The sequence below is a fragment of the Paraburkholderia sp. Cpub6 genome, assembly GCF_014201065.1.
Taxonomy (GTDB): domain Bacteria; phylum Pseudomonadota; class Gammaproteobacteria; order Burkholderiales; family Burkholderiaceae; genus Paraburkholderia; species Paraburkholderia tuberum.
The window spans coordinates 383,302-406,645 of sequence record NZ_JACHDM010000002.1 but is presented as its reverse complement, the minus strand read 5'-3'; the positions used below and the strand labels follow the sequence as shown (position 1 = coordinate 406,645).

16 protein-coding genes and 2 pseudogenes are annotated in these 23,344 nt (G+C 61.8%); 6 read left to right on the top strand and 12 right to left on the bottom strand.

Annotation, left to right across the window (positions count from 1 at the left end):
- The first annotated feature begins 375 nt into the window (after nucleotides 1-375).
- Nucleotides 376-1,233, top strand: coding sequence for a PA4780 family RIO1-like protein kinase (locus HDG33_RS06615; protein ID WP_184023204.1), 858 nt, complete (start codon nucleotides 376-378; stop codon nucleotides 1,231-1,233).
- Between the two features lie 197 nt (nucleotides 1,234-1,430).
- Here HDG33_RS06615 and HDG33_RS06610 read toward each other — a convergent pair whose 3' ends face one another.
- A complete protein-coding gene (locus HDG33_RS06610; RefSeq protein WP_184023202.1) occupies nucleotides 1,431-2,432 on the bottom strand; it encodes a hypothetical protein in 1,002 nt (333 codons plus the stop codon).
- 251 nt (nucleotides 2,433-2,683) lie between these two features.
- The gene (locus HDG33_RS06605) at nucleotides 2,684-4,447 is read right to left on the bottom strand and encodes a serine hydrolase (protein WP_184023200.1); all 1,764 of its coding nucleotides are present in this window, start codon (nucleotides 4,445-4,447) and stop codon (nucleotides 2,684-2,686) included.
- Nucleotides 4,448-4,747: 300 nt separating this feature from the next.
- Between HDG33_RS06605 and HDG33_RS06600 the strand changes: the two are divergent.
- From HDG33_RS06600 to HDG33_RS06590, 3 genes and pseudogenes are all read left to right on the top strand, one after another.
- A pseudogene (locus HDG33_RS06600) lies at nucleotides 4,748-5,146 on the top strand (tyrosine-type recombinase/integrase); the annotation flags it as partial.
- A 115-nt stretch (nucleotides 5,147-5,261) separates the two neighbouring features.
- Nucleotides 5,262-5,795, top strand: a complete 534-nt coding sequence (locus HDG33_RS06595) for a GNAT family N-acetyltransferase (RefSeq protein ID WP_184023198.1) — start codon at nucleotides 5,262-5,264, stop codon at nucleotides 5,793-5,795.
- 470 nt (nucleotides 5,796-6,265) lie between these two features.
- Nucleotides 6,266-8,428 (top strand): EAL domain-containing protein, encoded by a 2,163-nt coding sequence (locus HDG33_RS06590; RefSeq protein WP_184023196.1) that lies wholly within the window; start codon nucleotides 6,266-6,268, stop codon nucleotides 8,426-8,428.
- Nucleotides 8,429-8,923: 495 nt separating this feature from the next.
- Here the strand turns inward: HDG33_RS06590 and HDG33_RS06585 are convergent, their stop codons facing one another.
- On the bottom strand, nucleotides 8,924-10,186 hold the full coding sequence (locus HDG33_RS06585) for a glycosyltransferase family 87 protein (RefSeq protein WP_184023194.1): 1,263 nt from the start codon (nucleotides 10,184-10,186) through the stop codon (nucleotides 8,924-8,926).
- 235 nt (nucleotides 10,187-10,421) lie between these two features.
- Nucleotides 10,422-10,658, bottom strand: a pseudogene (locus HDG33_RS06580) (aromatic amino acid transporter AroP); the annotation flags it as partial.
- Between the two features lie 227 nt (nucleotides 10,659-10,885).
- Here HDG33_RS06580 and HDG33_RS06575 point away from each other — a divergent pair.
- Nucleotides 10,886-11,779 carry an alpha/beta fold hydrolase gene (locus HDG33_RS06575; RefSeq protein WP_184023192.1) on the top strand — a complete coding sequence of 298 codons (894 nt, stop codon included), beginning with the start codon at nucleotides 10,886-10,888 and terminating at the stop codon, nucleotides 11,777-11,779.
- 24 nt (nucleotides 11,780-11,803) lie between these two features.
- On the opposite strand, the gene HDG33_RS06570 is transcribed toward HDG33_RS06575, so the two are convergent.
- The 8 genes from HDG33_RS06570 to HDG33_RS06535 form a co-directional block, all read right to left on the bottom strand.
- Nucleotides 11,804-12,637 (bottom strand): M55 family metallopeptidase, encoded by an 834-nt coding sequence (locus HDG33_RS06570; protein ID WP_184023190.1) that lies wholly within the window; start codon nucleotides 12,635-12,637, stop codon nucleotides 11,804-11,806.
- A complete protein-coding gene (locus HDG33_RS06565; protein ID WP_184023188.1) occupies nucleotides 12,634-13,749 on the bottom strand; it encodes a P1 family peptidase in 1,116 nt (371 codons plus the stop codon). The genes HDG33_RS06570 and HDG33_RS06565 overlap by 4 nt, the downstream gene beginning before the upstream one ends.
- Nucleotides 13,746-14,651, bottom strand: coding sequence for a glutathione ABC transporter permease GsiD (gsiD, locus tag HDG33_RS06560; RefSeq protein WP_184023186.1), 906 nt, complete (start codon nucleotides 14,649-14,651; stop codon nucleotides 13,746-13,748). The genes HDG33_RS06565 and gsiD overlap by 4 nt, the downstream gene beginning before the upstream one ends.
- Nucleotides 14,652-14,658: 7 nt before the next feature.
- Nucleotides 14,659-15,579, bottom strand: coding sequence for a glutathione ABC transporter permease GsiC (gsiC, locus tag HDG33_RS06555; protein WP_184023184.1), 921 nt, complete (start codon nucleotides 15,577-15,579; stop codon nucleotides 14,659-14,661).
- A 116-nt stretch (nucleotides 15,580-15,695) separates the two neighbouring features.
- Nucleotides 15,696-17,258: a glutathione ABC transporter substrate-binding protein GsiB gene (gsiB, locus tag HDG33_RS06550; RefSeq protein ID WP_184023182.1), complete on the bottom strand. Its 1,563-nt coding sequence runs from the start codon at nucleotides 17,256-17,258 to the stop codon at nucleotides 15,696-15,698.
- A 123-nt stretch (nucleotides 17,259-17,381) separates the two neighbouring features.
- Complete coding sequence (locus HDG33_RS06545) at nucleotides 17,382-19,304, bottom strand: dipeptide ABC transporter ATP-binding protein (protein ID WP_184023180.1); 1,923 nt, start codon at nucleotides 19,302-19,304, stop codon at nucleotides 17,382-17,384.
- 70 nt (nucleotides 19,305-19,374) lie between these two features.
- Nucleotides 19,375-20,364: an isoaspartyl peptidase/L-asparaginase family protein gene (locus HDG33_RS06540; RefSeq protein ID WP_184023178.1), complete on the bottom strand. Its 990-nt coding sequence runs from the start codon at nucleotides 20,362-20,364 to the stop codon at nucleotides 19,375-19,377.
- Entirely contained in the window at nucleotides 20,361-21,452 is a 1,092-nt protein-coding gene (locus HDG33_RS06535; RefSeq protein WP_184023176.1) for a MurR/RpiR family transcriptional regulator, read from the bottom strand. Before HDG33_RS06535 ends, HDG33_RS06540 begins: the two co-directional genes overlap by 4 nt.
- A gap of 356 nt (nucleotides 21,453-21,808) precedes the next feature.
- On the opposite strand from HDG33_RS06535, the gene HDG33_RS06530 reads away from it, so the two are divergent.
- Nucleotides 21,809-22,816 (top strand): hypothetical protein, encoded by a 1,008-nt coding sequence (locus HDG33_RS06530; protein WP_184023173.1) that lies wholly within the window; start codon nucleotides 21,809-21,811, stop codon nucleotides 22,814-22,816.
- Nucleotides 22,817-23,344 lie beyond the last annotated feature (528 nt).

Sequence of the window (23,344 nt, the reverse complement as noted above, 5' to 3'; positions counted from 1 at the left end):
GCTGATCGCGCCAATACGGCGCGTACGTCCGCGAGCGCATCCTCGAAGAGACCAAAAATCGACACCTGCGCAACCGTTGCCGCTTTGGAGAAAGTCGAATGCTTGTTGTGGGTCGGGCGCTGCCCGTCGTGGCGAGTAGCCAGCGGCCAGGAGCGGCGGCAATGCATCTGCGCAGTCGCCAGTAGATTTGATTTGAGTCGCCTCCCCCTCGCTCCCTTTATAATCCGGCATGACTTCCTCCACTCCCCATGCAGCAACCCGACGAGCGGAACCGCCCACGCGATTCATCGGTTCGCCGATTCCGCACACCTCAGCGACCCATTCGCCTTCCACGCATTTTGAACGCACGCGCCACGAGCCGTACTGGTCGGTCGTATGAAAATACCCAAACGGCTTGCACCGCTTCTTGACGAAGGACTCATCGACGAAGTGATCGGCCAGTTGATGAGCGGCAAGGAAGCGACCGTCTATGTCGTGCGCAGCGGCGACTCGATGCGGTGTGCAAAGGTCTACAAGGACGCAAAGCAGCGCAGTTTCCGGCAAGCCGCATCGTATCGGGACGGCCGCAAGGTCAAGAACAGCCGGCAGGCGCGTGCGATGGAAAAAGGTACTCGCTATGGGCGCCAGATGCAGGAGGAGTTGTGGCAAAACGCCGAAGTCGACGCACTGTTCCGACTTGCCGACGGGGGCGTGCGAGTGCCGCAACCCTATATCTGTACCGATGGGGTGTTACTGATGGAACTGGTGGTCGACGCAACGGGTGACGTCGCGCCACGCCTCAACGACGTCCAGCTGACTGAAGCGCGCGCCCTTGAACTGCACGCCCTGCTGCTCAACCAGGTTGTCCGCATGCTCTGCGCGGGTGTGATTCACGGCGACCTGTCCGAATACAACATCCTGCTGGCGGCTGATGGACCGGTGATCATCGATCTGCCTCAGGCCATCGACGCCGCCGCCAACAACGAAGCCGCCTCGATGCTCAAGCGTGACGTCGACAACCTCGCTGCGTACTTCGGACGGTTTGCACCGCAAATTCTCGGCGCGGATTACGGAACGGAGATCTGGGCGCTGTTCGAAGCAGGCGAGCTGAAAGTCGATGTCAAATTGACCGGCCGCATCGAGCTCGACACGCGACCAGTCGACCTCGATAGCGTGCTGCAGGAACTCGAAGAGACACGTCTTGACGAAGACGCGCGAGTGCGGCGACAGCAGGAACTGAGCGCGAACGGATAACCCGTGCTCGATGTACTCCGGAAGGTGCCCCGAAACAAGGTCTTCGACGAATGTTGCACCGGAAACCGGTTGCGCACCGTCAGAATAGTCGAGTTCGGCCAGTTTCCGTCGCTGGACCGAGCGTCGCGTTCGGTTGCCGCGCCACCGCAAATCCGTCCATGATTCGTCCCGAATCTAATTAAACAGCCATCGGTGCGTTAGCGACCGTCGCCCATGCGGGCCCATGCGAGCCTGTCTGACCGCATTTTGATGTATTCCGGATCAGAGGACAGCGCGGGAGAGAGTTCACTCCAGGTTAACTCGGAAGGCGGCCCAAGATAAAGGATGGCGTCGAACTGCTCCTGCATCACAGGAGAGCGGACAGGATCGACATATATCTCCACCATGACGTCGTCGTGCCTAGTGAACATGGCGTGCGGATAATACGATCGAAAGCTCGCCTCTCCGAGCGGAGTGCCGAGAATGAGCGCAAGACTTGGCGTCAGCCAGGAGCTGACGTCGGACTGTAAAGTCGCCGGATCACCAAACACCGGGGTCCAAACAGAATAGACTTTGACGCCTTGGCTTTCCAGCAACGAAACGATGGTGTTCGGCAACGGGTTGAATCGTTTCTCTGCCTTCTCTGGGAATTTCAATTGCCAGTACAGGTTCTTGCGCAAAAGGTGCATGCCGCCATAGACGACCAAAGCACGGCGCTGCCTGGCCAGCACTTCACGTTGGATAATTTCAACCGCACAGGTGTTGCGGTCGCCCATGGCTTTCCAAGCCTTATCGAGATCGTCAGCGCTATTGATTTTCGACCAATCTATCGGCGGATCGCCTAACAAGATGCGAATCTGACGGTCTTTAGGGAGCAAGGCATTCACTTCGCGGACTTCACGAAAAAGCCCTTCAAAGACAGGACGATCCCACACATCGTGGGGCTGCGTAGTGTTTTGCCAAGCTTGGCGGAGTTGATTTTCGGGGATGTCTTCCCCCGCAACGAACCGGTCCATCATCTCCTGATAAAGAGAATTGCCACTTTCAACTACGATGTCGTTCACGATGTAAGCAAATCGGGGGTCCCGGATCAGCGAAACCCGAAAAGCATATGCTTGCTCACAGCCGTGGCCGCCGTCGCAAAGCGCGACGACATTGTGGGATTTGAAAGCGTCAAGAATAGCGGCGATCGGATCAATCGGACTTGCAGCTATTGTCATCGTGTGGGCTCCATCACTCTGGCGGCGAACGTTACGAATCGTTGACCAGGCATTTATGACGGTCGGACAGGCGGCAGGGTTCTGCGTGATGCATTTGGTTGGGTGTCTGGGTCCAATCAACGCGACCTTCCCTTGTGGGTCGACATGAGCCGGATGCCTTAAGCGAAAGTCAGCTCGAACGCGCCCTCCCGATCTCACCCGCCAGTGCATTCCCCAATACAGCTCCTGTCGATGATAATGGGCCGCCCGGTTTAATCGGCGATCGGCTCTTCATGCTCCATCGTATCGGCGGAATCAGCATTCTCGACCCGAGTCAAAACGAACTCGGCGACCGAGTTCCAGTGCCTCAATGCGGCCACGCGCCCGTTTTCCATCACGAACTCGAATGTCCTTTGTGGCCATTTCGGGTTGCGAAACTGAAGACCCTTGAGCGGAGTTAAAACTTCCGCAGGAGCCTCTGGAAAGTGCAGCATGAGCTGGTTGTCGCGCCGCAGCTTGATCGCGCACTTGGCGCCGAAAGCAGCCTGGTACGTGCCGGTAAGCTGCTTGAGCACACCTGGCGCAGGCGCGTCCGGAATCCGGACGAACACGGCATCCGTCGCGTCGAGCCACAAACTGACGCGGTCGATATCGCCGAGTGGACTGGTCAGAAACGACATGGACCACGCGCCTTCGGCCTCGTCATCGTCGGTATCGAACCGGTCGTAGTGGTAATGATGCAATGGCAGCTTCGTTTGACGGAAACGAAACTGAAGCTGGAAATCGTCGAGTGAGATATGTAGTTGCCCGTAGGCAGGATGCTCGTAGCGACCGACGTAGTCTGCGAGATCGTGTGAGGGCCGCGTGTCTGGAATTGCGCTTGGCCTTACCCGTTCGCGCGACTCGCGCATGTTCTGCTTTGCTTTCAAATGGAACTCGCGCAATGCGTCCATCGAACCCGACTCCCCCAGTCCCAGCAGGCGGTCGTAGACGTTGTAGCCGACGGCGTTTCGCAGCATCGAGCAGTGGTCCCCGATCACGAACACGACTACGCCCAATTTCTCGCGCGGCAAATACGAGACCTGCGAATGGAAGGCGCGGAGATCGCCACCATGACTCGCAAGCAGATGTCCCCGATACGAAGAGGTTTGCCGGCCCATCCCATAGATTGAATTAATCTCCGGCTCAAAACCAAGGACGTCGCCCAGCGGGTCCGGAAATGCGAGCCCAGGCGCCAAAGTAGCCTGCAGTATCTGCTCCGGAATCACCTTCTTTCCAGCCATCACCCCGTTGTTGATCAACACGGCCAGCCAGCGACTCATATCATCGAGGCTAGAGACGATGCTCCCCGCTGGACTCGACCAGTTCAACTCTGGATACGGTGTCTGCCAGAGCGCCTCACTATCGCGCCTCTCCGTGAACGGTACCGCGTGGTTCGGATGAGCCAGCATGTCGGCAATGGTGAAAGCAGTCTGGGGCATACCCACAGGACTCAGAACCTCGTCGCGGACGAATTGATCCCACGACTTGCCGCTTAGCAACTCGATGATGTGGCCCACAGCCTCGTACATCATATTGTTGTAGATAAGCTTCGATCGAAATGGAGCGATAGGCTTCATGAATCGGATCCGGTCGAATAGTTCCTTCTTTGAGAACTCGGCTCTATGCAGGATCATGTCGTACCGGGGCACGCCGGTACGATGGCCGAGCATATCGCGTAGTGTCACCGCGGCATCGAGCGACTTGTCGTAAAAGCGCAAACTCGGGACAACATCGCGGATCGGCTGATCGAAGGTCAGCGCGCCCTTTTCGACCAAAATGCCGGCGGCAATGGCCGTAAATAACTTGGTGTTCGACGCGATAGGAAACAAAGTTGACGATAAAAACGGCAGTCTGTTTGCATAGTCACGATAACCGTAGCCTCTCGTGAAGATGACTTTTTCGTCTTTTACAATACTGACGCCTATGCCGGGCGCATTCCATTCATGCACCTGTGCTTTTATGTAATCGTCGAAATCGCCCAGATCGCTTAGCATCTACCGTCCTTTGATTCGAAGGTCAATTGTCGAGAGAGAGGTTGCACTTCAGATTTGAGGCCGCCGAGCAAAATCCGTCGCGCTCATTTGCCAAAGGATACTCAGGAAGCCTTTTTGGAGGCACACACCCTGTCTTGAACGGTATGGCTTTTCGATGTGAAGCAGTGAAGACTGGAGCAAGTCAAAAACCGCAAGAAATTCTACAGGGAACAATAAAAAAGTATTCGACTAGTGAACGCTAATGCCACGACTGCGTTCCTGAACGAACGGCCGTTATGGAGAAAATTGAACGACCCTCGCGGGTCGGGTATCGCCCATCGAGGTTGGCGCAAAACGCAGCGGCCGGTGCAATTCGAGATCACCGAGCAAACGCGGGATAGCGTGGGAAGCTGGATCAAGGCAGCAGCTCTGTGTCCTTCAGATTTCCTGTTCCCGGGGCGAATACACGCGTCGCCCCATCTTTCGACCCGTCAGTACGCACGGATCGTCCATCGCTGGATAAAATCGATCGGGCTCGACGACTCCGCCTATGGCACGCACACGATGCGTCGGACGAAGGTCTCGTTGATCTATCGCCATACGAAGCATCTCAGAGCCGTACAGCTTTTGCCTGGTCATACGAAGCTTGAAAGTACCGTCAGATATCTTGGCATCGAGGTTGACGACGCGCTTGAGATGGCCGAACAGACGGAAGACTGAGTGGTGATCGCCGGACAGCAATCGGACGCTGTCCGGTCAGGATGAGACATTCGACACATGTTTCTGATTCGTCGACAATCGGTGAATATAGACAAACCTCGACGGAAGACTTGAGATGATGCTGCGGCCGACAGAAATCCAAATTGAATCAACCCGGCTCTTGATCAAACCGTTCTCGGCCAACGACGCGGATGCTGCGTTCTCGTTCATCACCCCTTCGCTCACCCGTCACATGGCGTGGGAGCCGCCAGCATCCCGGCAGGATTTTGATGGTGTTTGGCGGTCCTGGGTACCGTCGATTGACGATGGGTCAGACTATGTGTTCGCGATACGTCAACGCGCCGACGGGAGTTTCCTTGGGTTAGCCGGGCTTCACCGCGTCCGCACCGAGAGCCCGGAACTCGGTATCTGGATTCGTGAAGATCGGCATCGAAATGGGTTTGGTTGTGAAGCTGTGACCCTTGTTGCACACTGGGCAACGCGAACCATTGGTTGTGAAAGCTTTACCTATCCGGTTGCCGAAGAGAACCGTCCCAGCCGGCGCATCGCCGAATCGCTAGGCGGCGTCATTGTGGAAAGCCGCGCGACGCCAAAGTACAAGTCTGTGGTTTACAGAATTCCTCGCCAGCCAGTCGCAAGCGAGGTATAGGTGATTCTGCCTGTGGACTGGCTTTCGTCACGCGTTCTCGGACCATCGGCAGCAACTCTCTCACTTCAGTAGCCGGCGTAGCCTCGAGCTAAAGATATGATCGGAAGATGCCGATATTTCCGGGATGCACACGACAGTCTGTCGCAATTTTCAATTTACGAGTCACCAGATTTTTCTGAGTAGCGTTCTAATCCAGGCAAGTCTACTGACCGATGGCCTGTATCGGGTTCGGCCACCATTGGCGTCCTGCAAACGTTTGATTTCGATATCGCTGTGCCATACGTGCTGCTAAAGCGACATTACGTCCCAACGGTCGGCTGCGGGTAATCAAGAGTGAATGGAACAGTCACTCTCGCCTATGCCATGACGTACCCCAGGGTTTGTCCTCGTTCACCCGAACTCGCTCTTTCCGTAGAAGACCAGGTTCAGGCGTAACAACAAATATTCTCTCAGAGTGAGATTCCGTCACAATGCCCACCCCACTAGACGTGCTGATAGATGATGGTGAGCGCTTTCAAGAGGCTTCTCAGCTTTACAGCCCCAACGGCAGGATGCAGATGGCGGCCCTTCAAAGCGCCACGCAAGAAACGATTCGCCAGGTCATTGATCTGGCTTATCAGCGCCTCTGCGAGCTTCCGAATTTGATGTCGCTGATCCACAGCCTGTCCGAATTGGATGTCTTGGAACTGAAGTCCATGTTGTCCGGCAATCTCATTGCTATTGCGGACCCTCATCTTACGGCAGAGGGTCACCTCAACATAGCTCATCGAAACGGGCGTCGCAATGCCATGATCGGACTTGGTCGCGAAGACATTGCGAGAAGCTTTGAAATCCTTCTCGCGTCACTTCGCCACAACGTGGATATCGTGCAGCACGCCGTCGCGCTGTCCCTTCTGAGTCGGCGGATGATACGCGATCTGACGCTACGATTGCAGGCATACGACCAATTGCAGAGCTCACGTAGCGAAGTACTGAAGCAGGTCACCCGTCTAGCGTGGACAGCAGATAGTTATACGAATTTGATCAGCGAGGTCATGCCGATCCTGGGTGCACACGACGAAGTGGCAGGCTGTTCGGTGGGACGCCCGGATTCACACGGCGTTTTTCGGTTCGAGTCGGTTTTCGGAGCCAATACCGAAATCTATCTCACCGGGCTGGAACGAGACGCCGAGCAGCAGATCAAGGCGGGGGATGAACCGCAAGGAAAGGGCCCCACCGGTCTGGCGTGGATCAATCGCCGAATCGAGCGGTGCCTCAATATCGGCACCGATCCAAAAGTGGCGCCGTGGCGATCGAGCGCACTAGCTGCTGGATTTCGCTCCAGCGTAGCGCTTCCTCTGTGCACACCCACGGAGGAGCCGCGGGCCATTCTCACCCTGTATAGCGGTTTGCCTGGAGGGTATTCCGCAGAGCAGCGCGTCTTTGCCGAGCAGTTGCAATCGCTTCTAGCGTTTGCTATCGAGCGTATCGAAAACAGAAAGGGACGCAGTCACACGATTCCGTATTTAACCAGAAAGAGATGGGCGGCACTGTTGCGGTCAGATTGTCTTGAAATGCATTATCAGCCGATTCTAGATCTAAGGACGGGTGCGACTTCAGGCATCGAAGCCCTCGCTCGCCTGCGTGACGGCGACAGGCTAATTGCGCCAGGCGAGTTTCTCCCAGTGCTGACGTCCGATGACCTTCTCGCGCTCTTCTTCGGGGGACTTCGACAGGCAATGGAGCAGGTATCCGGATGGATGGCGATGGGATTCGCGCTGAACATGGCGATCAACTTGCCGCCTAGCGCCTTGGCTGATACCAGGTATTTCGATCACACGCTCCACGCACTGAGGGCCTATTCCTTCCCACCCCAAGCATTGACGTTGGAGATATTGGAAACTGACGACATACCCGGTAGCGTGAACATCCACGAAGAGCTGACCAAGTACAAGAGACTCGGTGTTCGGCTTGCACAGGATGATCTTGGTGCCGGTTACAGTAGTCTTGCACGATTGCGGAGTTTACCGGCCGATTCCATCAAGATCGACAGGGGGATCGTGTCACTGGCCGATAACGACGCGACGGAGATGCTGAAGTTCGTCTATCAGCTGACACGGCTCGGCCACTCATTGGGAAAATCCGTCACCGTGGAGGGTGTCGAGGATATTGCCTTGCTGGAAGCCGCGGCAATACTTGGCGCCGACCTCGCCCAAGGTTTCGGCATTGCCAGGCCCATGTCAGCTCTGCAACTCACGCATTGGCTATCTGACGGCCGGCAGCCTTCGCTACCCGATATCACCCGCCCGTCAAGCCGCTTGGGCAAGCTTGCACAGTTGCTCGTCTGGGAGGAGAGCATGAATATGCTCGCCAGCACCATGTCAGATCCCCGAAAGGTGTCATCGATCGGTCGCCGGGGCTCGCACAATACGAAATTGATCCAGCAGTCCGAATTCAATCTTTCTGAGGGTGGCGAGGCCGTCGACCACCGCATGGATGCACTGCTGGAAGAACTATCGATTCGACTTCCAGTCGAGTTCATTGGCGCCACTCTGCGAACCGCTCTCGTCTCGGCTTTGAGCCGTCATGGTGTTCAAAGTCCACAGTATTTACGATTGCGTCGAGAGTTGGTGGGGCGGATTGCAAACTCTTGACTTGTTTGCCAGCGATCGAGAGATATCGCATGCCGCCACTACCGATCCGCACACCGTGCAATGGATGTCAACGGTCCTCATCGATGCTTTCCACGTTTGAAACAGTTGCCATTCCGCCCGCGAGAACTCAGTTGCCACGAGACTCGTTGGCTGAAGGCGCTCGGGCACAAGTGACGACAAATCAGAACTCGAAAGCTGCCCTTGGGTTTGTGATGCCTTAACCGGCCGAAAAGGGTCGAACTCTGCCGACTGTAATATGCCCGGTTCGCCGATAAGCTTTCGCTCGCTCATTCTGGCAAATACGCACGCCCGTTGGTATTGTTGGTGGTATCCGTACCGGCAAAATTCCTCAAACCCGCTAAAGCAAAGCGATAGCAGGAATTTTTTCATTCCGGCCCTGCCATCAAACAATCTTCCCGATTCCCAATCGTCCGGAAGACATCGCCAGTCGCATCTCCCATCAAAAACCCAACCCTTTAGCCACACCGGGATCACTCATCCAGGCTGGTAAGCACGCCCTCGCCGCCTCACCGACGGTGGAAAGTACCTTGCGACACAGAGCCCGTAAATGATCAGCGCCGCGACCGTGTAGGACACGAATCGCGCCGCAAAGAACAGCAAGACTACGACGATCGCGGCCAGCAGCATCTCCAGTCTCGGACCAAGCGCCGACAGCTGCCCGCCGCGCGCTTCGAAGGCGGTCCCCAGCAAAATCAGCAACGGGATCAACGCGAGCACCATGTGGATCGGCTCGAGGATCGGATAAGCCACGAGCATCGTCATCGAAGCGAGCGCGTAGTCGATGCGGCTGTCCCGATGGCGGCGAAACACCAGATACGCGGACAGCAGGCAAGCAGCCAGCACCAACGCATGCGAAGCAATCGACAGCAACGTACCGGACACCGGCATGCCGATCGTCGCCGCTAGCGTCTGCAGCGCGCCCCTCACGGCATTGTTCATCGGCGCGCCGCCACCGCTCATCGCCAGTGCCATGCCGTTCAGGCGCGGCATGTCCGACACGAAGTAGTGCCACAAAACGTCGAAGCCGAGGCGCGCTCCGGTGATCAACGTCAACGCAATCGCAACGACGCTCGCCATCACGAACGTCCGCCATTCGCGACGCAGCAACAGCAGGCCGGCGACGGCCAGGGGCGTGAGCTTGATCGCGATCGCAAAGCCAAGAAAGAGTCCAGCGGCATAACCTTTGCCACGCTCGATCAGCGCGAAAGTCGCAATCAACAGGAAGAACAGCAGTTCGTTCGATTGGCCGTCGTAGGTATCTTCGACGAGCGGAAAGCTCAGCAGCGCGACCGCCACCAGCAGCAGGTTCACGCTGCGCTCCGCGCCGCGGTACGCCATCGTGACGACGAGATACAAAGCCACCGAGAACAACACGATCGACGCACTCACCCAGACGATTTTCGCGGCGAGCGGCGTCAACAACGCGAGCGGCGCAAACACCAGCGCGAACTGCGGCGGGTAGGCGTAGAAGATGTCGTCGCCCGTCGAGCGCGCGCCGATGCCCTGCAAAAACGCGATGAGCGCGTCGTGGTCGTACAGGCGCGCCGGGTCATGCAGCACGACGTTGAAGGCGTACAGGTAGAAATTGAAATCGCCGAAGGCGTCAGGGACGTTGCCACGAAACTTCGCGACGACGTGCAGGATACGCAGCGCGAGGCAGGCTACCGCAATCAGCAAAAGGAGCGCGGCACCCGCGCCGAAGTTCGACCTGGTCCGTACGGCGCCTGCGTTGAACATGGTGTCTCTCCGCGGTACGTCAATCAACGTGGGAGTTGCTGCGCCCATGAGACCCGCGCTAGCGGGGGCGAACCAGCAGACCATGTCGCCGGTACGGTCCGGGGATGGCCGGCATGGCCAGCCATGCCGGCTTCGTGCCGGACGACCGGACAGAGATTACCGATTCGCAAAAATCGATCTGTGCGCTCGCCCACACGAGACCGACCTATGTCGGGAACTTCGGCGCGCGAAGATCGATCACGCACGCGAACCTCGCGAGCGCCGACAGACCGATCGCCAGATACGGCACGCCTCGCCGGTCGAGCTTCAGCAGCGCGCGCGGCGCGTTGCCCTGTTCGGCGAGGCCGTACAGCATGCGGCTATTCGCGTAGACGCCGCTGTTGTACACCGACAGCGCCGCGGTCAGCACGTTGGCGGTCAGCGACGAGCCCATCTGCGAGAAGACCATCACGAACGGGCTGCCGCGTGTCGCCGCTGGGCGTAGAACGCTGTCGAAGGCAGCGCTGTGGCAGATTGCACGGCTGGACCGTACGGTCCGGTCTGGCAAAACCCTTAACTCTACCCCGACCGATATTCCTCTGACATTCGGAGCCGCCCGCTTCGTTCTGCGCCGCACTTAAGCGCGCGGATTGTGATTGTCACGGGGATGGCGCCTGGGTATGTTGCCGAAGTCCACTTTTCATGCCGCGGAGCTTCACTATGTTGCCCAAACGTCTGCTTTGCGCCGCCGTGTTGTGCCTCTGTTTCGCGGGCGTCAGTACGTCCGCGCTCGCGCAGACGGTGCCCGCCGCCCAGCAAACGGCCGATGACGCCGCGTCGCAGGCAAGCGGCCAGCCTGCGCCAGCGCCTGCCCCCGCTACTGCCAGCAAGCCGCCTGCCGCCGCGCTCGGCGGCCCGGTGCGCAACATCGTGCTCGTGCATGGCGCGTTCGTCGACGGATCGAGCTGGAACGGCGTGGTCGCGAAGCTGCAGCAAAAGGGTTATCACGTGAGCTCGGTGCAGAACCCGCTGACCTCGCTCGCCGACGACGTCGCCGCGACCCGCCGCGTGCTCGATCGCGAGAACGGTCCGGTGCTGCTGGTCGGGCACTCGTGGGGCGGCGTCGTGATCACCGAGGTCGCCGCGAATGCGCCGAACGTCGCCGGGCTCGTGTATGTCGCCGCGCTTGCGCCGCAACTGCACGAATCGGCGATGGACGTGATGAAGGCCGGCGGGCCGATGCCGGCCGGCCAGAGCATCAGCAAGGACGCGAGCGGGTTTTTGTGGATCGACCGCGCGCGCTATCACGCCGATCTCGCCGCCGACGTGCCCGAGACCGTCGCACGCGTGCTCGCCGCCGCGCAGGTGCCGATCGCCGCGAGCGCATTCGACGAACCGGTCGATCAGGTCGGCTGGAAGGACAAACCGTCGTGGTACGTGCTGACGACGAAAGACCACGCGGTGTCGCCCGATCTGCAGAGAATGATCGCCGCGCGCATCGGCGCGAAGGTGGTGCCGGTCGCGTCGAGCCATCTCGCGCCGGTGTCGCACGCCGGGGCGGTGGCGGAGGCGATCGATCACGCGGCGCGCGAGTTGAGCCGGCAGCAGCAGTAAGCCGGTGGCTCGACGCCGCGCGGCTCAGCGCAGCATGAACGACATCGCCGACAGACAGTTCAGCATCCGCACCGCATGCTCGGCCGACGCCGCACTGAAGCGCAACGTCACGCCATCGACGCGCGTAAGCGTCGGCCATTGGCAGAACAGATCGGCGAGCCCGCTCGTTTGCACGCGCAGTTCGCACTCGATCGTTCGCGGCTCCGCGCGCGTCGCGGCAGGCGCGCGGCCCGCTTCGACATGCTGACGGACCACGTCGCGCGCGGCGGCCCGCAGCGCCTCGCGCACGCTCGCGGGCGACCGCGTGACGCCGCTTGCTTGCCCGGTCGCGGTCTTCGTGACGACGAAACGCGCGCCGGGAAAACGCGGCGCGGTTTCCTCGGCGAACACGTCGTCACCCGATAAAAGCACCACACGCGCGCCATATTCTTCGGCGAGCGCACCGTACAGCCCCGCTTCGCCCAGCTCCACGCCGTTGAACGCCACGCGCGCGAACGCGAAGCTGTTGATCGTGTGCGCGAGGATGCCGCGCGTTTGCGCCTTCGCGTGATAGCCGAGCATGAAGACCAGCGCCGCACCGTATTCGAGCCCGGACATCATGCCGAGCGTGCGCGGCTTGCCGAGCACGAGCTGGGCGCGCGGATCGAGAAGATCGGGCAGCAGGTTGCGAAAGCCGCCGTGCGAATCATTGACCCACACGTCGGTCGCGCCGCCCGCGAACGCGCCTTCGACGGCCGCGTTGGCTTCGAGCGTCATCCAGCGTCGCGCGGCTTCGTATTCGCCGTTGCCCGCGCGCGTCTGCTCGGCATGGAACACGCCGGCGATGCCTTCGATGTCGGTGGAGATCAGGACTTTCATCGCGCGGAATTCCTCAGCAGGTGGGCAAGGTCCGGCACGCTGTCGCGCAGCGACAGCCGCCGATGGCCGTCGCGACCGGTGACCGACTCGGCGCTCCACAATGCATCGACGATCGCCTGCTCGACGCTGTCGGCACAGGCGCGAAACAGCGGGTCCATACAGTGATCCGCGACCAGCGGCGGCAGCGCGACGAAGTCCGCGCCGTGCGGCACCGTGTACGCGGTCGAAAACGCCAGCGCGATATCGCCGCTGCCGTGGCCGTACACCGAGCCGGTGCGCGCGAGACCGGCCGCCGCGCGCAACGACAGGCGTTTTAGCTGGCGCGCGTCGAGCGGCGCATCGGTCGCGACGATCATGATGATCGAGCCTTGCTCGGGTTGCTCGGGGGTCGCGTGAGCAGCGGCACTGGCAGCATTCGCCGCCTCAGCGACGGCCGCGCGTTCGGCCAGCATGCGGCCGAGCGGCGTGCCGTCGATCGTCAGCATCGGCAGACGGCCGAAGTTGGCAAGCACGAGCGCGCCAACGGTGTAGTCGCGGCCCGCCGCACTGAACACGCGCGACGCAGTGCCGATGCCGCCCTTCAGATCGAAACACGACATGCCGCGCCCCGCGCCGAGCGCACCGCTCGCGACATCGGCGCTTGCCGCGTCGAATGCTTCGTTGAAATGCCGTTCGGTCACGGCAAGCGCCTGAATGTCGTTCAGGTAGCCGTCGTTGCATTCAAACACGAGCGGATTGACCGTCGACCATTCGCGGCCGATGAGCGGATTCGCGCGAATCGCCGCGCGGATCTGCGCCTGCGCGACCGTACCGACGCCGAAGGTGTTGGTCAGCGCGATTGGCGTCTCCAGCGTGCCGAGTTCGTCGAGCTGCACGAGCCCGATGCTCTTGCCGAAGCCGTTGATCACCGACGCGGCGGCCGGCACCTTGTCGACGAACGGATCGCCGCGATGCGGCCGGATCACGGTCACGCCGGTTTGCAGCGCGCCTTCGGCAAGCGTGCAATGACCGACGCTGACGCCGTCCACGTCGGCGATCGTGCCGAGCGCTCCGGCCGGCAACGTGCCGAGATGCGGCGCGCGCTCAGCCGAATGATGGTTGCTCATGCTCATGGCCGATCCAGCTTCGGATCGAGCGCATCGCGCAGACCGTCGCCGAGCAGATTGAACGCGAGCACGGTCAGGAAGATAGCGAGGCTCGGAAACAGCGCGATATGCGGCGCGGTCACCATGTCGGCGCGAGCTTCGTTGAGCATCGCGCCCCACTCGGGCGTCGGCGGCTGCGCGCCCAAGCCGAGAAACGACAGGCTCGCCGCCGTGATGATCGACGTGCCGATGCGCATCGTCAGGTACACGAGGACCGACGAAATCGTGCCCGGCAGAATGTGCCGCGCCATGATCGTCCAGTCCGACGCGCCGATGCTGCGCGCCGCCTCGATATAGGTGAGCTGCTTGAGCATCAGGGTATTGCCGCGCACGAGCCGCGCGAATGCCGGAATGCTGAAGATCGCCACGGCGCAGATCACGTTGATCATGCCGTTGCCGAGAATCGCGACCACGCCGATCGCGAGCAGAATGCCGGGGAACGCGAACAGCACGTCGGCCACGCGCATCGTGATGCGATCCCACCAGCCCTCGTAGTAACCGGCAAGCAGACCGAAGAACGTGCCGATCACCGCGCCGATCGCAACGGACAGAAAGCCTGCCTCGAGCGAAATACGCGAGCCGACGAGGATGCGGCTGAAGATATCGCGGCCCAGCGAATCGACGCCGAACCAGTGCGCGGCCGACGGCCCCGCGTTCAGCGCGTCGTAGTCGAAGAAGTTCTCGGGGTCGTACGGCACGATATGCGGCGCGATGATCGCGACCACGATCAGGAGCAGCACGAACACGCCGGCGGCCAGCGCGACATGCTGCTTGCGGAACTTGCGCCAGAATTCGCTCCACGGTGTGCGGATCGCGCGTTCGGAGGCAACGGGAGTGGCCGCATTCGGCCCGGTGGCGGTGGTGCTCATGCGGGCCTCACTTGAAACGGATGGTCGGGTTGATCACCGCGTACAGCACGTCGACGATCAGGTTGATGATGATGAATTCGAGCGAGAACAACAGCACCTCGGCCTGAATGATCGGATAGTCGCGCATCGACACGGCATCGACGAGCAAACGGCCGAGGCCCGGCCAGTTGAACACCACTTCGACGACGATCGAGCCGCCGAGCAGAAAGCCGAACTGCAACCCCATCATCGTGACGACGGGAATCAGCGCGTTGCGCAGGCAGTGCTTGATGATCACGAGCCGCTCGGGCACGCCCTTCGCGCGCGCGGTGCGCACGAAGTCCTCGTGCAGCACTTCGACGAACGAGGCCCGCGTGAAGCGCGCCATCACGGCCGCGACCGCCGCGCCGAGCGTCAGCGACGGCAGCACGTAGCTGCGCCACGAACCGTCGCCGACGATCGGCAGCCAGCCGAGCTGCACCGAGAAAATCTGCATCAGCAGCATGCCGAGCGCGAACGCCGGAAACGAAATGCCCGACACCGCGAGCGTCATGCCCAGGCGGTCCGGCCAGCGGTTGCGCCACACCGCCGAGGCGATGCCGATCGCCATGCCGATCACGACCGCCCACACCATGCTCGCGATCGTCAGCCACAACGTCGGGAAGAAGCGTTCCGCGATCTCCTGGCTCACCGGCCGCTTGCTTCGCGTCGAAACGCCGAAGTCGCCATGCGCCATCCGCCAGAAGAAACGGACGAACTGCCGCGGCAGCGGCTTGTCGAGCCCGAGGTCGGAGCGCACGAGCGCCACGGTCGCCTCGTCCGCTTCAGGACCAGCGGCGAGCCGCGCCGGATCGCCCGGCAGCAGATGCACGAACAGGAACACCAGCACGGCGACGATGAAGAGCGTCGGCAGCAGGCCTAGCAGACGTTTGACGAGGAAGTTCAGCATGAAACCAGTCCGGCAAATGAGCGGCAAATCAGGCGGGCAACGAGGACTCGTGTGCGGCGGCGGCGCGGCGGCGGGCTGGGTGAACCGCCGCCTGCGCATGCCGCCTCGTCAGCTCATCACTTGATCGCGATCTCGTCGAAGTTGAACGAGCCGTCCGGCGCGACGTAAGCGCCCGACAGACGCTTGCTGCGCGCATACACGACCTTCTCCTTGACGAGGAAGATCCACGGCGCGTCGGCCCAGATGCGCTTCTGCGCGTCGGTGTAGAGCGCGGCCTTCTGCGTGCGGTCGGTCGTCTCGAGCGCCTGCTTCAGATCGTTGTCGACCGCGTCGTTCTTGTAGTACGACGTGTTGACCATCTTCGGCGGAATCGAGTAGCCCGCGAGCAGCGGGCTGATCGCCCAGTCCGCCTCGCCGGTCGACGACGACCAGCCCGCGTAGTACATCCGCACCGGCGCGGTCGCCGGGTCCTGCGCGCTTTCTACCTTGGCGACGCGCTGACCCGCTTCGAGCGCCTCGACGCTGGCCTTGATGCCGACCTGCGCGAGCTGCTGCTGCACGAACTGGATCACCTTCTGCGCAGTCGAGTAGTTATACGCGGACCACAGCGTCGTTTCGAAGCCGTTCGGATAGCCCGCTTCCTTCAGCAGTTCGCGCGCCTTCGCGGGATCGTACGGCCAGGGCCCGAGCTTGACCGCATAGTCGACGCCCTGCGGCACGACGCCGTCGGCCGGCGTCGCGTACCCGGCGAACGCGACCTTCGTCAGCGCTTCCTTGTTGACCGCGTAATTCAGCGCCTCACGCACCTTCGGGTTGTCGAAGGGCTTCTGGTTCATGTTCAGGCTGATGTAGCGCTGGATGATCGACGGCGCCGCGATCAGATCGAGCTTCGGGCTCGACTGCAGTTGCGCGGCCTGCTCGAACGGCACCTGGAACGCGAAGTCCGCTTCGCCGGTGCGCATCAGCGCGGCGCGCGTGTTGTTGTCGACGACCGGCTTCCAGTCGATCGCATCGATCTTCGGATAACCCTTCTTCCAGTAGCCGGCGAACTTCTTCACGGTCAGGTCGCCGGCCGGATCCCACTTCACGAGTTCGAACGGGCCCGTGCCGACCGGATGAAACGCGATGTTCTTGCCGTACTTCTTCAGCGCGTCCGGCGAGATCATCACCGCAGACGGATGCGCGAGCACGTTGATGAACGCCGAGAACGGCGTTTTCAGCGTGACGCGCACCGTGTACGGATCGACCACTTCCGTTTTCTCGATGCGGCTGAACATGTTGTAGCGCTTCAGCTTGTTGGCCGGATCGGTCACGCGGTCGAAGTTCGCCTTCACGGCGGCCGCATTGAAGTCGGTGCCGTCCTGGAACTTCACGCCATGGCGCAGCTTGATCGTATAGACGCGCGCGTCGGGGCTCGCCTCATAGCTGTCGGCGAGCACGTTGACGAGCTTCATGTCCTTGTCGAAGCCGAACAGCCCCTGATAGAACGATTTCGCGACCGCCTGCGACAGCGTGTCGTTCGCGTCGTACGGATCGAGCGACGTGAAGGTCGACGCGACGGCCATCACGGCCGTCGTTTCGGCGTGCGCCAGATTGCCCGCGAGCGTCGCGAACACCACCGCGCCGCCGCTGACGAGCGCGCGCAAACGAAACGGAGAGGACGGGAACAGCAGGTTCATGAGGTTGCTCCAGGCTGCGAGTTAAGGGTGTGACAGGGTCGTTATGGTTGGCTTGTGCTTCGGCTGCGGGTGCTGCGGGTTTTGCTTCGGAACTTTTTGCTTTAACGCGATGCGGCGCTTCGCTCAATAAGCACCGCCGACGCGATGCTGCGCGACGAAATGATCCGGGCCCACCGCGACGAGCGGCGCGACGACCGGCTCGTCGTGCAGCGCGCGAATCGGGCTCGGAATATCGTCGGCGGCGAGCATTCGTTGCGCGTGACGGCGCGCGGGATCGGCGACCGGCACCGCGCTCATCAGCTTCTTCGTGTACGGATGCTGGGGCGCCTCGAACACCGCGCGACGCGGACCGATCTCGACGATCTGGCCGAGATACATCACCGCGACGCGATGGCTGACCCGCTCGACCACCGCCATGTCGTGCGAAATGAACAGATACGCGACGCCGAGCTCGCGCTGCAGGTCGAGCATCAGATTGACGATCTGCGCCTGCACCGAGACGTCGAGCGCGGACACCGATTCATCGGCGATCACGACCTTCGGATTCAGCGCGAGCGCGCGAGCAATCGCGATACGCTGACGCTGCCCGCCCGAAAACTCATGCGGATAGCGGCGCGCGGCCTCGGCCGGCAAACCGACTTTCTCTAGCAGCCACGCGACGCGCGCCTGCGCTTGCCCACCCCGCGCGACGCCATGCACGAGCAGCGGCTCCATGATCGAGAAGCCGACGGTCAAGCGCGGATTCAACGACGCGAACGGGTCCTGGAAAATAAACTGGATATCGCGGCGCAGCGCCTGCAACGCGGGCCCGGTCAGCGAGCTGATTTCCTTGCCAGCGAATTCGATCGAGCCACTCTGACTTTCGACGAGTCTCAGCAGCGAGCGGCCCGTGGTCGACTTGCCGCAGCCCGACTCGCCGACCAGCGCGAGCGTTTCGCCGGGCCGCAAATCGAAGCTGACTTTTTCGACCGCATGCACACGGCCCGTCATACGGCCGAACAGGCCGCTACGGACCGCAAAGCGCGTGACCAGATCGCGCACGCGCAGGATCGGCGGCGTGTCGTCGCGCACCAGCGGCTGCGCTTCTTCGGCGACAGCCGCCGCCGGCTGCACCGCGGCATCGGCGCCGTTCGCGCCGGCCTGCTCGACGCTCAGGATCGGAAAGCGCGCGGGCTGATCGGTGCCCTGCATCGAGCCGAGACGAGGCACCGCCGCGAGCAGCGCCTTCGTGTACGGATGCGACGGCGCGGCGAACAGCGCGTCCGACGCGCCCTCCTCGACCTTCTCGCCGCGATACATCACGAGCACGCGGTCGGCCACTTCGGCAACCACACCCATGTCGTGCGTGATGAAGATCACGCCCATGTTCATCTCGTCCTGCAAGCCGCGAATCAGTTGCAGGATCTGCGCCTGGATCGTCACGTCGAGCGCGGTGGTCGGTTCATCGGCGATCAGCAGCGCGGGCTTGCAAGACAACGCCATCGCAATCATCACGCGCTGGCGCATGCCGCCCGACAGCTGATGGGGGTAACGCGCCGCGACGCGCCTTGCCTCGGGTATCCGCACGATCTCGAGCAGACGCAAGGTTTCGGCGCGCGCGGCCTCGCGGCTCTTGCCCTGGTGCAGCGCGATCGCCTCGCTGATCTGATCGCCGACCGTGAAGACCGGATTGAGCGAGGTCATCGGCTCCTGGAAGATCATCGCGATGTCGGCGCCGCGCACCGTGCGCATCGTGCCGGACGACGCCTTCGCGAGATCGAGCACGCTGCCGTCGCGCCGCCGGAAGGCGATGCTGCCGCCGGCAAGACGGCCGCCGCCATGCTCGATCAGCCGCATCAGCGCCAGCGACGTGACCGACTTGCCCGAGCCCGATTCGCCGACGATCGCGAGCGTCTCGCCGCGCTCGACCGTGAACGACAGATTGCGCACCGCGTTGAAGGTCGAGTCGCCGCGGCGGAACGCGACCGTCAGATCGTCGACCGCGAGCACGCGCTGCGGCGGCAGGGTCTCGATAAGCGGGCTGGCGGTGTGCGAGGAAGTCGGCACGGTGGTTCCTTTGCTTTGAATTCGAACGCGGCTAACGGGGCCTCAGGCATGTGGCGACACGCGCCAGCGGCTAGCGATAGATCGCCGTCACGGGCGCTTCGCCGAGCCGCGCGAAACCGCGGTACATACCCTCGGTATTGAACGGCAGCGTGACGTTGCCCCGCGCGTCGACGGCGACGAGGCCGCCGCGTCCGTCGATCTTCGGCAAGCGGTTCATCACGACTTCGTGCGCGGCTTCTTCGAGCGAGACCTGGCGATAGGCCATCTGCGCGGCCACGTCGTAGGCGGCGACCATGCGCATGAACATTTCGCCCGCGCCGGTGGTCGATACCGCGCAGGTCGCGTCGTCCGCGTAGCAGCCCGCGCCGATCAGCGGTGTATCGCCGACGCGGCCCACCTGCTTGTTGGTCACGCCGCCCGTCGAGGTCGCCGCGGCGAGATGCCCGTGGCGGTCGAGCGCGACTGCGCCGACGGTGCCGAACTTGCGATTCGGATCGATCGGCTCGTGCGGCGTCGGGTCGTCGCTGCTCGAAGCCGTGGACGCGAGCGTCGCGGCGTCGTGATCGAGCATCGGACGCTGCTGCTCACGCGCCAGTTGCCATTGGCGATAGCGCGCGTCGGTGTCGAAGTAGCTGTTGTCGACGAACTCGAGCCCCTGCGCGGCCGCGAACGCTTCCGCGCCTTCACCGGTGAACAGCACGTGGTCGCTGCGCTCGAGCACGCGGCGCGCGGCGAGAATCGGATTGCGCACGCGCTTCACGCAACAGATCGCGCCCGCGTCGAGTGTGCGGCCGTCCATGATCGCGGCGTCGAGCTCGTGCGTGCCGGCCGCCGTGTAGACCGCGCCGTGGCCCGCATTGAAGAGCGCGCAGTCTTCGAGCAGCCGCACCGCTTCGCTGACCGCGTCGAGCGCGCTGCCGCCGTCGGCGAGCACGCGCTGGCCAGCGCTCAGCACCGCGTTGAGCGCCGCGTGATATCCGGTTTCGGCGCTGGCCGACATCGACGTGCGCAGGATCGTCCCTGCCCCGCCGTGAATGGCAATGACTGCGTTGGAGTTCATCGTCTGGATCGTGGAGTGCGGGTGGTTCGGGGAGTGCGGGGTGCTGAGATGGCTTTTGCTTCGGCATCCCTGGCTTTCGTGCTTCCGGCTTGGGTGCTGTCGGCCTTTGCGCCGTCGTTGTGTTTTAGCCTTGCGGCCTTCGCGCGCGCGGCTTTGCTCAGGGCGCGCGCCGGCTCCTGCGCAGCGCCGGCCGCGCCCGACTGCGGATCGAACAGCCACGGCAGCACGAACTCGCTGACCTCGGCGGCCGCCTTGACCGAGCGTTGCGCGCGATACGCGACCGCGTCGCACAACGCCTCGATGACCGCGAGCACGGCCGAATCGGCATTCGACGCGAGACGCCGGTCGGTGCGGACATACAGCGCCAGGTCCGCGAACCGCACGAGCGGCGAGCGCGGACCGTCGGTGAGCGCGAGCACGCGCGCGCCGCGTTCGGAGGCGCGGCGCGCGAGCTCGATCGTGTCCTCGACATAGCGCGGAAACGCGATGCCGATCACGAGATCGCCCGGGCCCGAACCCACGAGGTGCCGCGCCGCATGCGACGGCCCGCCGCTCAGCGCCAGCGAATGCACGTTGTCGTGATACGGCAGCAGTCCGTGCTCCATCAGGCTCGCGAGAAACGCGCTGGCGCCGAAGCCGATCACGAATACGCGACGCGCGGCGATGATCGCGTCGACGGCGGCGTCGGCGATCGCGCGATCGATCGACGTACGCGTTGCGTGCAGATTGTTGGCGGCCTGCTCGAGCGACGCGTCGATCAGATCGTCACCGGCCGCGAGCGTTTCCTGCGCGCTGCGCAGCCGCTCGACCGGCGCGAGCGTCGCCTCGAAGCCACGCACGAGCGCCTCGCGAAACTGCGGATAACCGTCGAAGCCGAGCGCGCGCGCAAAGCGATTCGCGCTCGCGACCGACGCGCCGACCACGCTCGCGAGCTCGTCGATACGCATCGTCGCCGCGCGGAACAGATGGGCCAGCACGTACTCGCCCATGCGCTGGTGGATTGGCGTGAGCGTCGGCATCGCGGCGGTGATGCGCGCGGCAATGGCCTGCTCGGCGGGGTTCGACACAGCGGACGGGTGATGGATCATGCGAGCGGACAGGCGCGGTTGTTCTATGCGAATGGGATGAAATTATATTTACATGAAACACGCGCCGAAAAAATTCATTTTCATTATTTCGAGGGTTTTCACCGACCGAAGCCCTCGTAGGGCGCCAGAGTAAGTGCGACTGGCCTATCGTTTTGGCGCCGCGGTCGCACGGGCGCCGCACTGTTGAAAGCCACCGCTGAGCGCGCATTGGGTCAAAGGACCCCTGGGTGCGAGTACCGATTGTCGGAAGGCAGAGGTCGGCCACGGACGGTCAGTCGCACCTAGTTCCCGGCGGTCTCTTCACGAAAGCCTATCGGCCCCTCGCCGCAACAGTCGCAACCGAAAGGTCGCTGGCCGTGTCAAAACTTTGGCTGTCCTTGAGAAGATGGAACATCAAAAAACATGAGGCTAGTGGTATGCCCGCAACGGCAGAGCAAATCACACGGCTATGCGATGACTGGTTGGCGGCAGTAACGCAACCGGGCGGTGGGATGGCCATTGGCGGCGCATCCGAACGTTTCCGCCTTCACAAAAATGGCGTCAACTTTCATGAGATAGAGTTTGACGCGCTGTGCGCGGCGATTGTGGGCTTGACTAAGGTCGTGTTATTGCCAGGACTCACTACGGTTGTCGACGCGGACCATCAGCTACTGTGGTCGTGGTGCGCGGAGGTTCTCTTATGTCGCCGTGCTGACGTGTTTCAGCCTGAACAGTCCGAGCTTCGTGAACTGCTGTCGACGGCAATCCACTGTGCATTGGTAACAGCTCGAAATCCGGGCTTGCGTCCGAGCGATTGGCATCGAGAAGCCTTGATCACGCAGATTCAAAGCGTACATGTACAAGAGTTGACTGCGAATTCGTTGTTGACGCTTACGTATCTCGCGTTTCCCGTGCTGGAGGGGCTCATCAAGTTGAAGTGCACGGAATTCGTCGACATGAGCGGGCGCGTTTTGGCGGAGTTTGAGGTACCGAGGCGTGGCGGGGAGTCGGGACGATTGAGGGCGTACCGCCCCGAGCAGCGCGGCAATGGGCAATGCAATAGCATCCGAGACTTGCTGATGCTCTATCGAGCAAGGGTTGCCGGGGAGGCGGCTGGGCGATATCTGGATGAAATATTCGGTCGCCTAGTGCAATTGGAGGACAAGCCTGGGCCAGATGCTTTGGCCGATTGGCGAAATAGTTCGTTACACGGTGCAGGATCGTTTCCCACGATCGCCGGGACTGTCATGGGGTGCGCTCTGTTGATCGCCACTGACGGTATAGCGGGCCAATATGTTGAGTTGAGGCAAGCAGCGTTGGATGGACTTGCTGCACGCCAGCGAATGCCAGTGCGTTTCGGCAATACTTTCTACCCGCCTTGGTAACGCCTGCATGACGGAGAGGACTGCGGCCGTCCGTTTCAGAACAGGAGGTAGACGCCTCGGTCGGTCGGCTAATACAGCTAATTGGCCGTTGTGGGTCCGACTTGCGACGATCATCCGCTGCGCGCCGGCAAGCGGTTCTCAATTCAGCTATCGGACAGGGTTCGGCCACCTTCTGCCATTCGCCGGCGTGTCCCCCGGACACTCGAACGCCCGCTCCGGTCAGGGTAGCCGACATTCACGGCTATGTGGCAGGCGCGACGGTATGACGTTAAAGCCGTTCACGGACTGCAGTTCCTGGAAACATGGCAGGCACACCTGCAAGCGTGTCGCTGATTCATCGCAGCTTGCTCGGTGCGTCTTGCCGATCCCTCTATAGCGGAAGGCTTTTTAATGTTCGCTAACCTTGGGACCAGCGAGAATTTGCGTCTCGATAGTTTCACGGTGGGTCTCACGTCGCAATCACATATTCGCGCCCCGCTCCCCGTTGAAAGTGTCTATATTTGTTGAGTGATTTTTTCGCCAGCTTTT

Coding starts and splice junctions, on each gene's coding strand:
- HDG33_RS06585 (WP_184023194.1), bottom strand. CDS start 10,186: ATGTTCAACGCAGGCGCCGTACGGACCAGGTCGAACTTCGGCGCGGGT.
- HDG33_RS06605 (WP_184023200.1), bottom strand. CDS start 4,447: ATGCTAAGCGATCTGGGCGATTTCGACGATTACATAAAAGCACAGGTG.
- HDG33_RS06590 (WP_184023196.1), top strand. CDS start 6,266: ATGCCCACCCCACTAGACGTGCTGATAGATGATGGTGAGCGCTTTCAA.
- gsiD (WP_184023186.1), bottom strand. CDS start 14,651: ATGAGCACCACCGCCACCGGGCCGAATGCGGCCACTCCCGTTGCCTCC.
- gsiB (WP_184023182.1), bottom strand. CDS start 17,258: ATGAACCTGCTGTTCCCGTCCTCTCCGTTTCGTTTGCGCGCGCTCGTC.
- HDG33_RS06610 (WP_184023202.1), bottom strand. CDS start 2,432: ATGACAATAGCTGCAAGTCCGATTGATCCGATCGCCGCTATTCTTGAC.
- HDG33_RS06535 (WP_184023176.1), bottom strand. CDS start 21,452: ATGATCCATCACCCGTCCGCTGTGTCGAACCCCGCCGAGCAGGCCATT.
- HDG33_RS06595 (WP_184023198.1), top strand. CDS start 5,262: ATGATGCTGCGGCCGACAGAAATCCAAATTGAATCAACCCGGCTCTTG.
- HDG33_RS06575 (WP_184023192.1), top strand. CDS start 10,886: ATGTTGCCCAAACGTCTGCTTTGCGCCGCCGTGTTGTGCCTCTGTTTC.
- HDG33_RS06615 (WP_184023204.1), top strand. CDS start 376: ATGAAAATACCCAAACGGCTTGCACCGCTTCTTGACGAAGGACTCATC.
- gsiC (WP_184023184.1), bottom strand. CDS start 15,579: ATGCTGAACTTCCTCGTCAAACGTCTGCTAGGCCTGCTGCCGACGCTC.
- HDG33_RS06565 (WP_184023188.1), bottom strand. CDS start 13,749: ATGAGCATGAGCAACCATCATTCGGCTGAGCGCGCGCCGCATCTCGGC.
- HDG33_RS06570 (WP_184023190.1), bottom strand. CDS start 12,637: ATGAAAGTCCTGATCTCCACCGACATCGAAGGCATCGCCGGCGTGTTC.
- HDG33_RS06540 (WP_184023178.1), bottom strand. CDS start 20,364: ATGAACTCCAACGCAGTCATTGCCATTCACGGCGGGGCAGGGACGATC.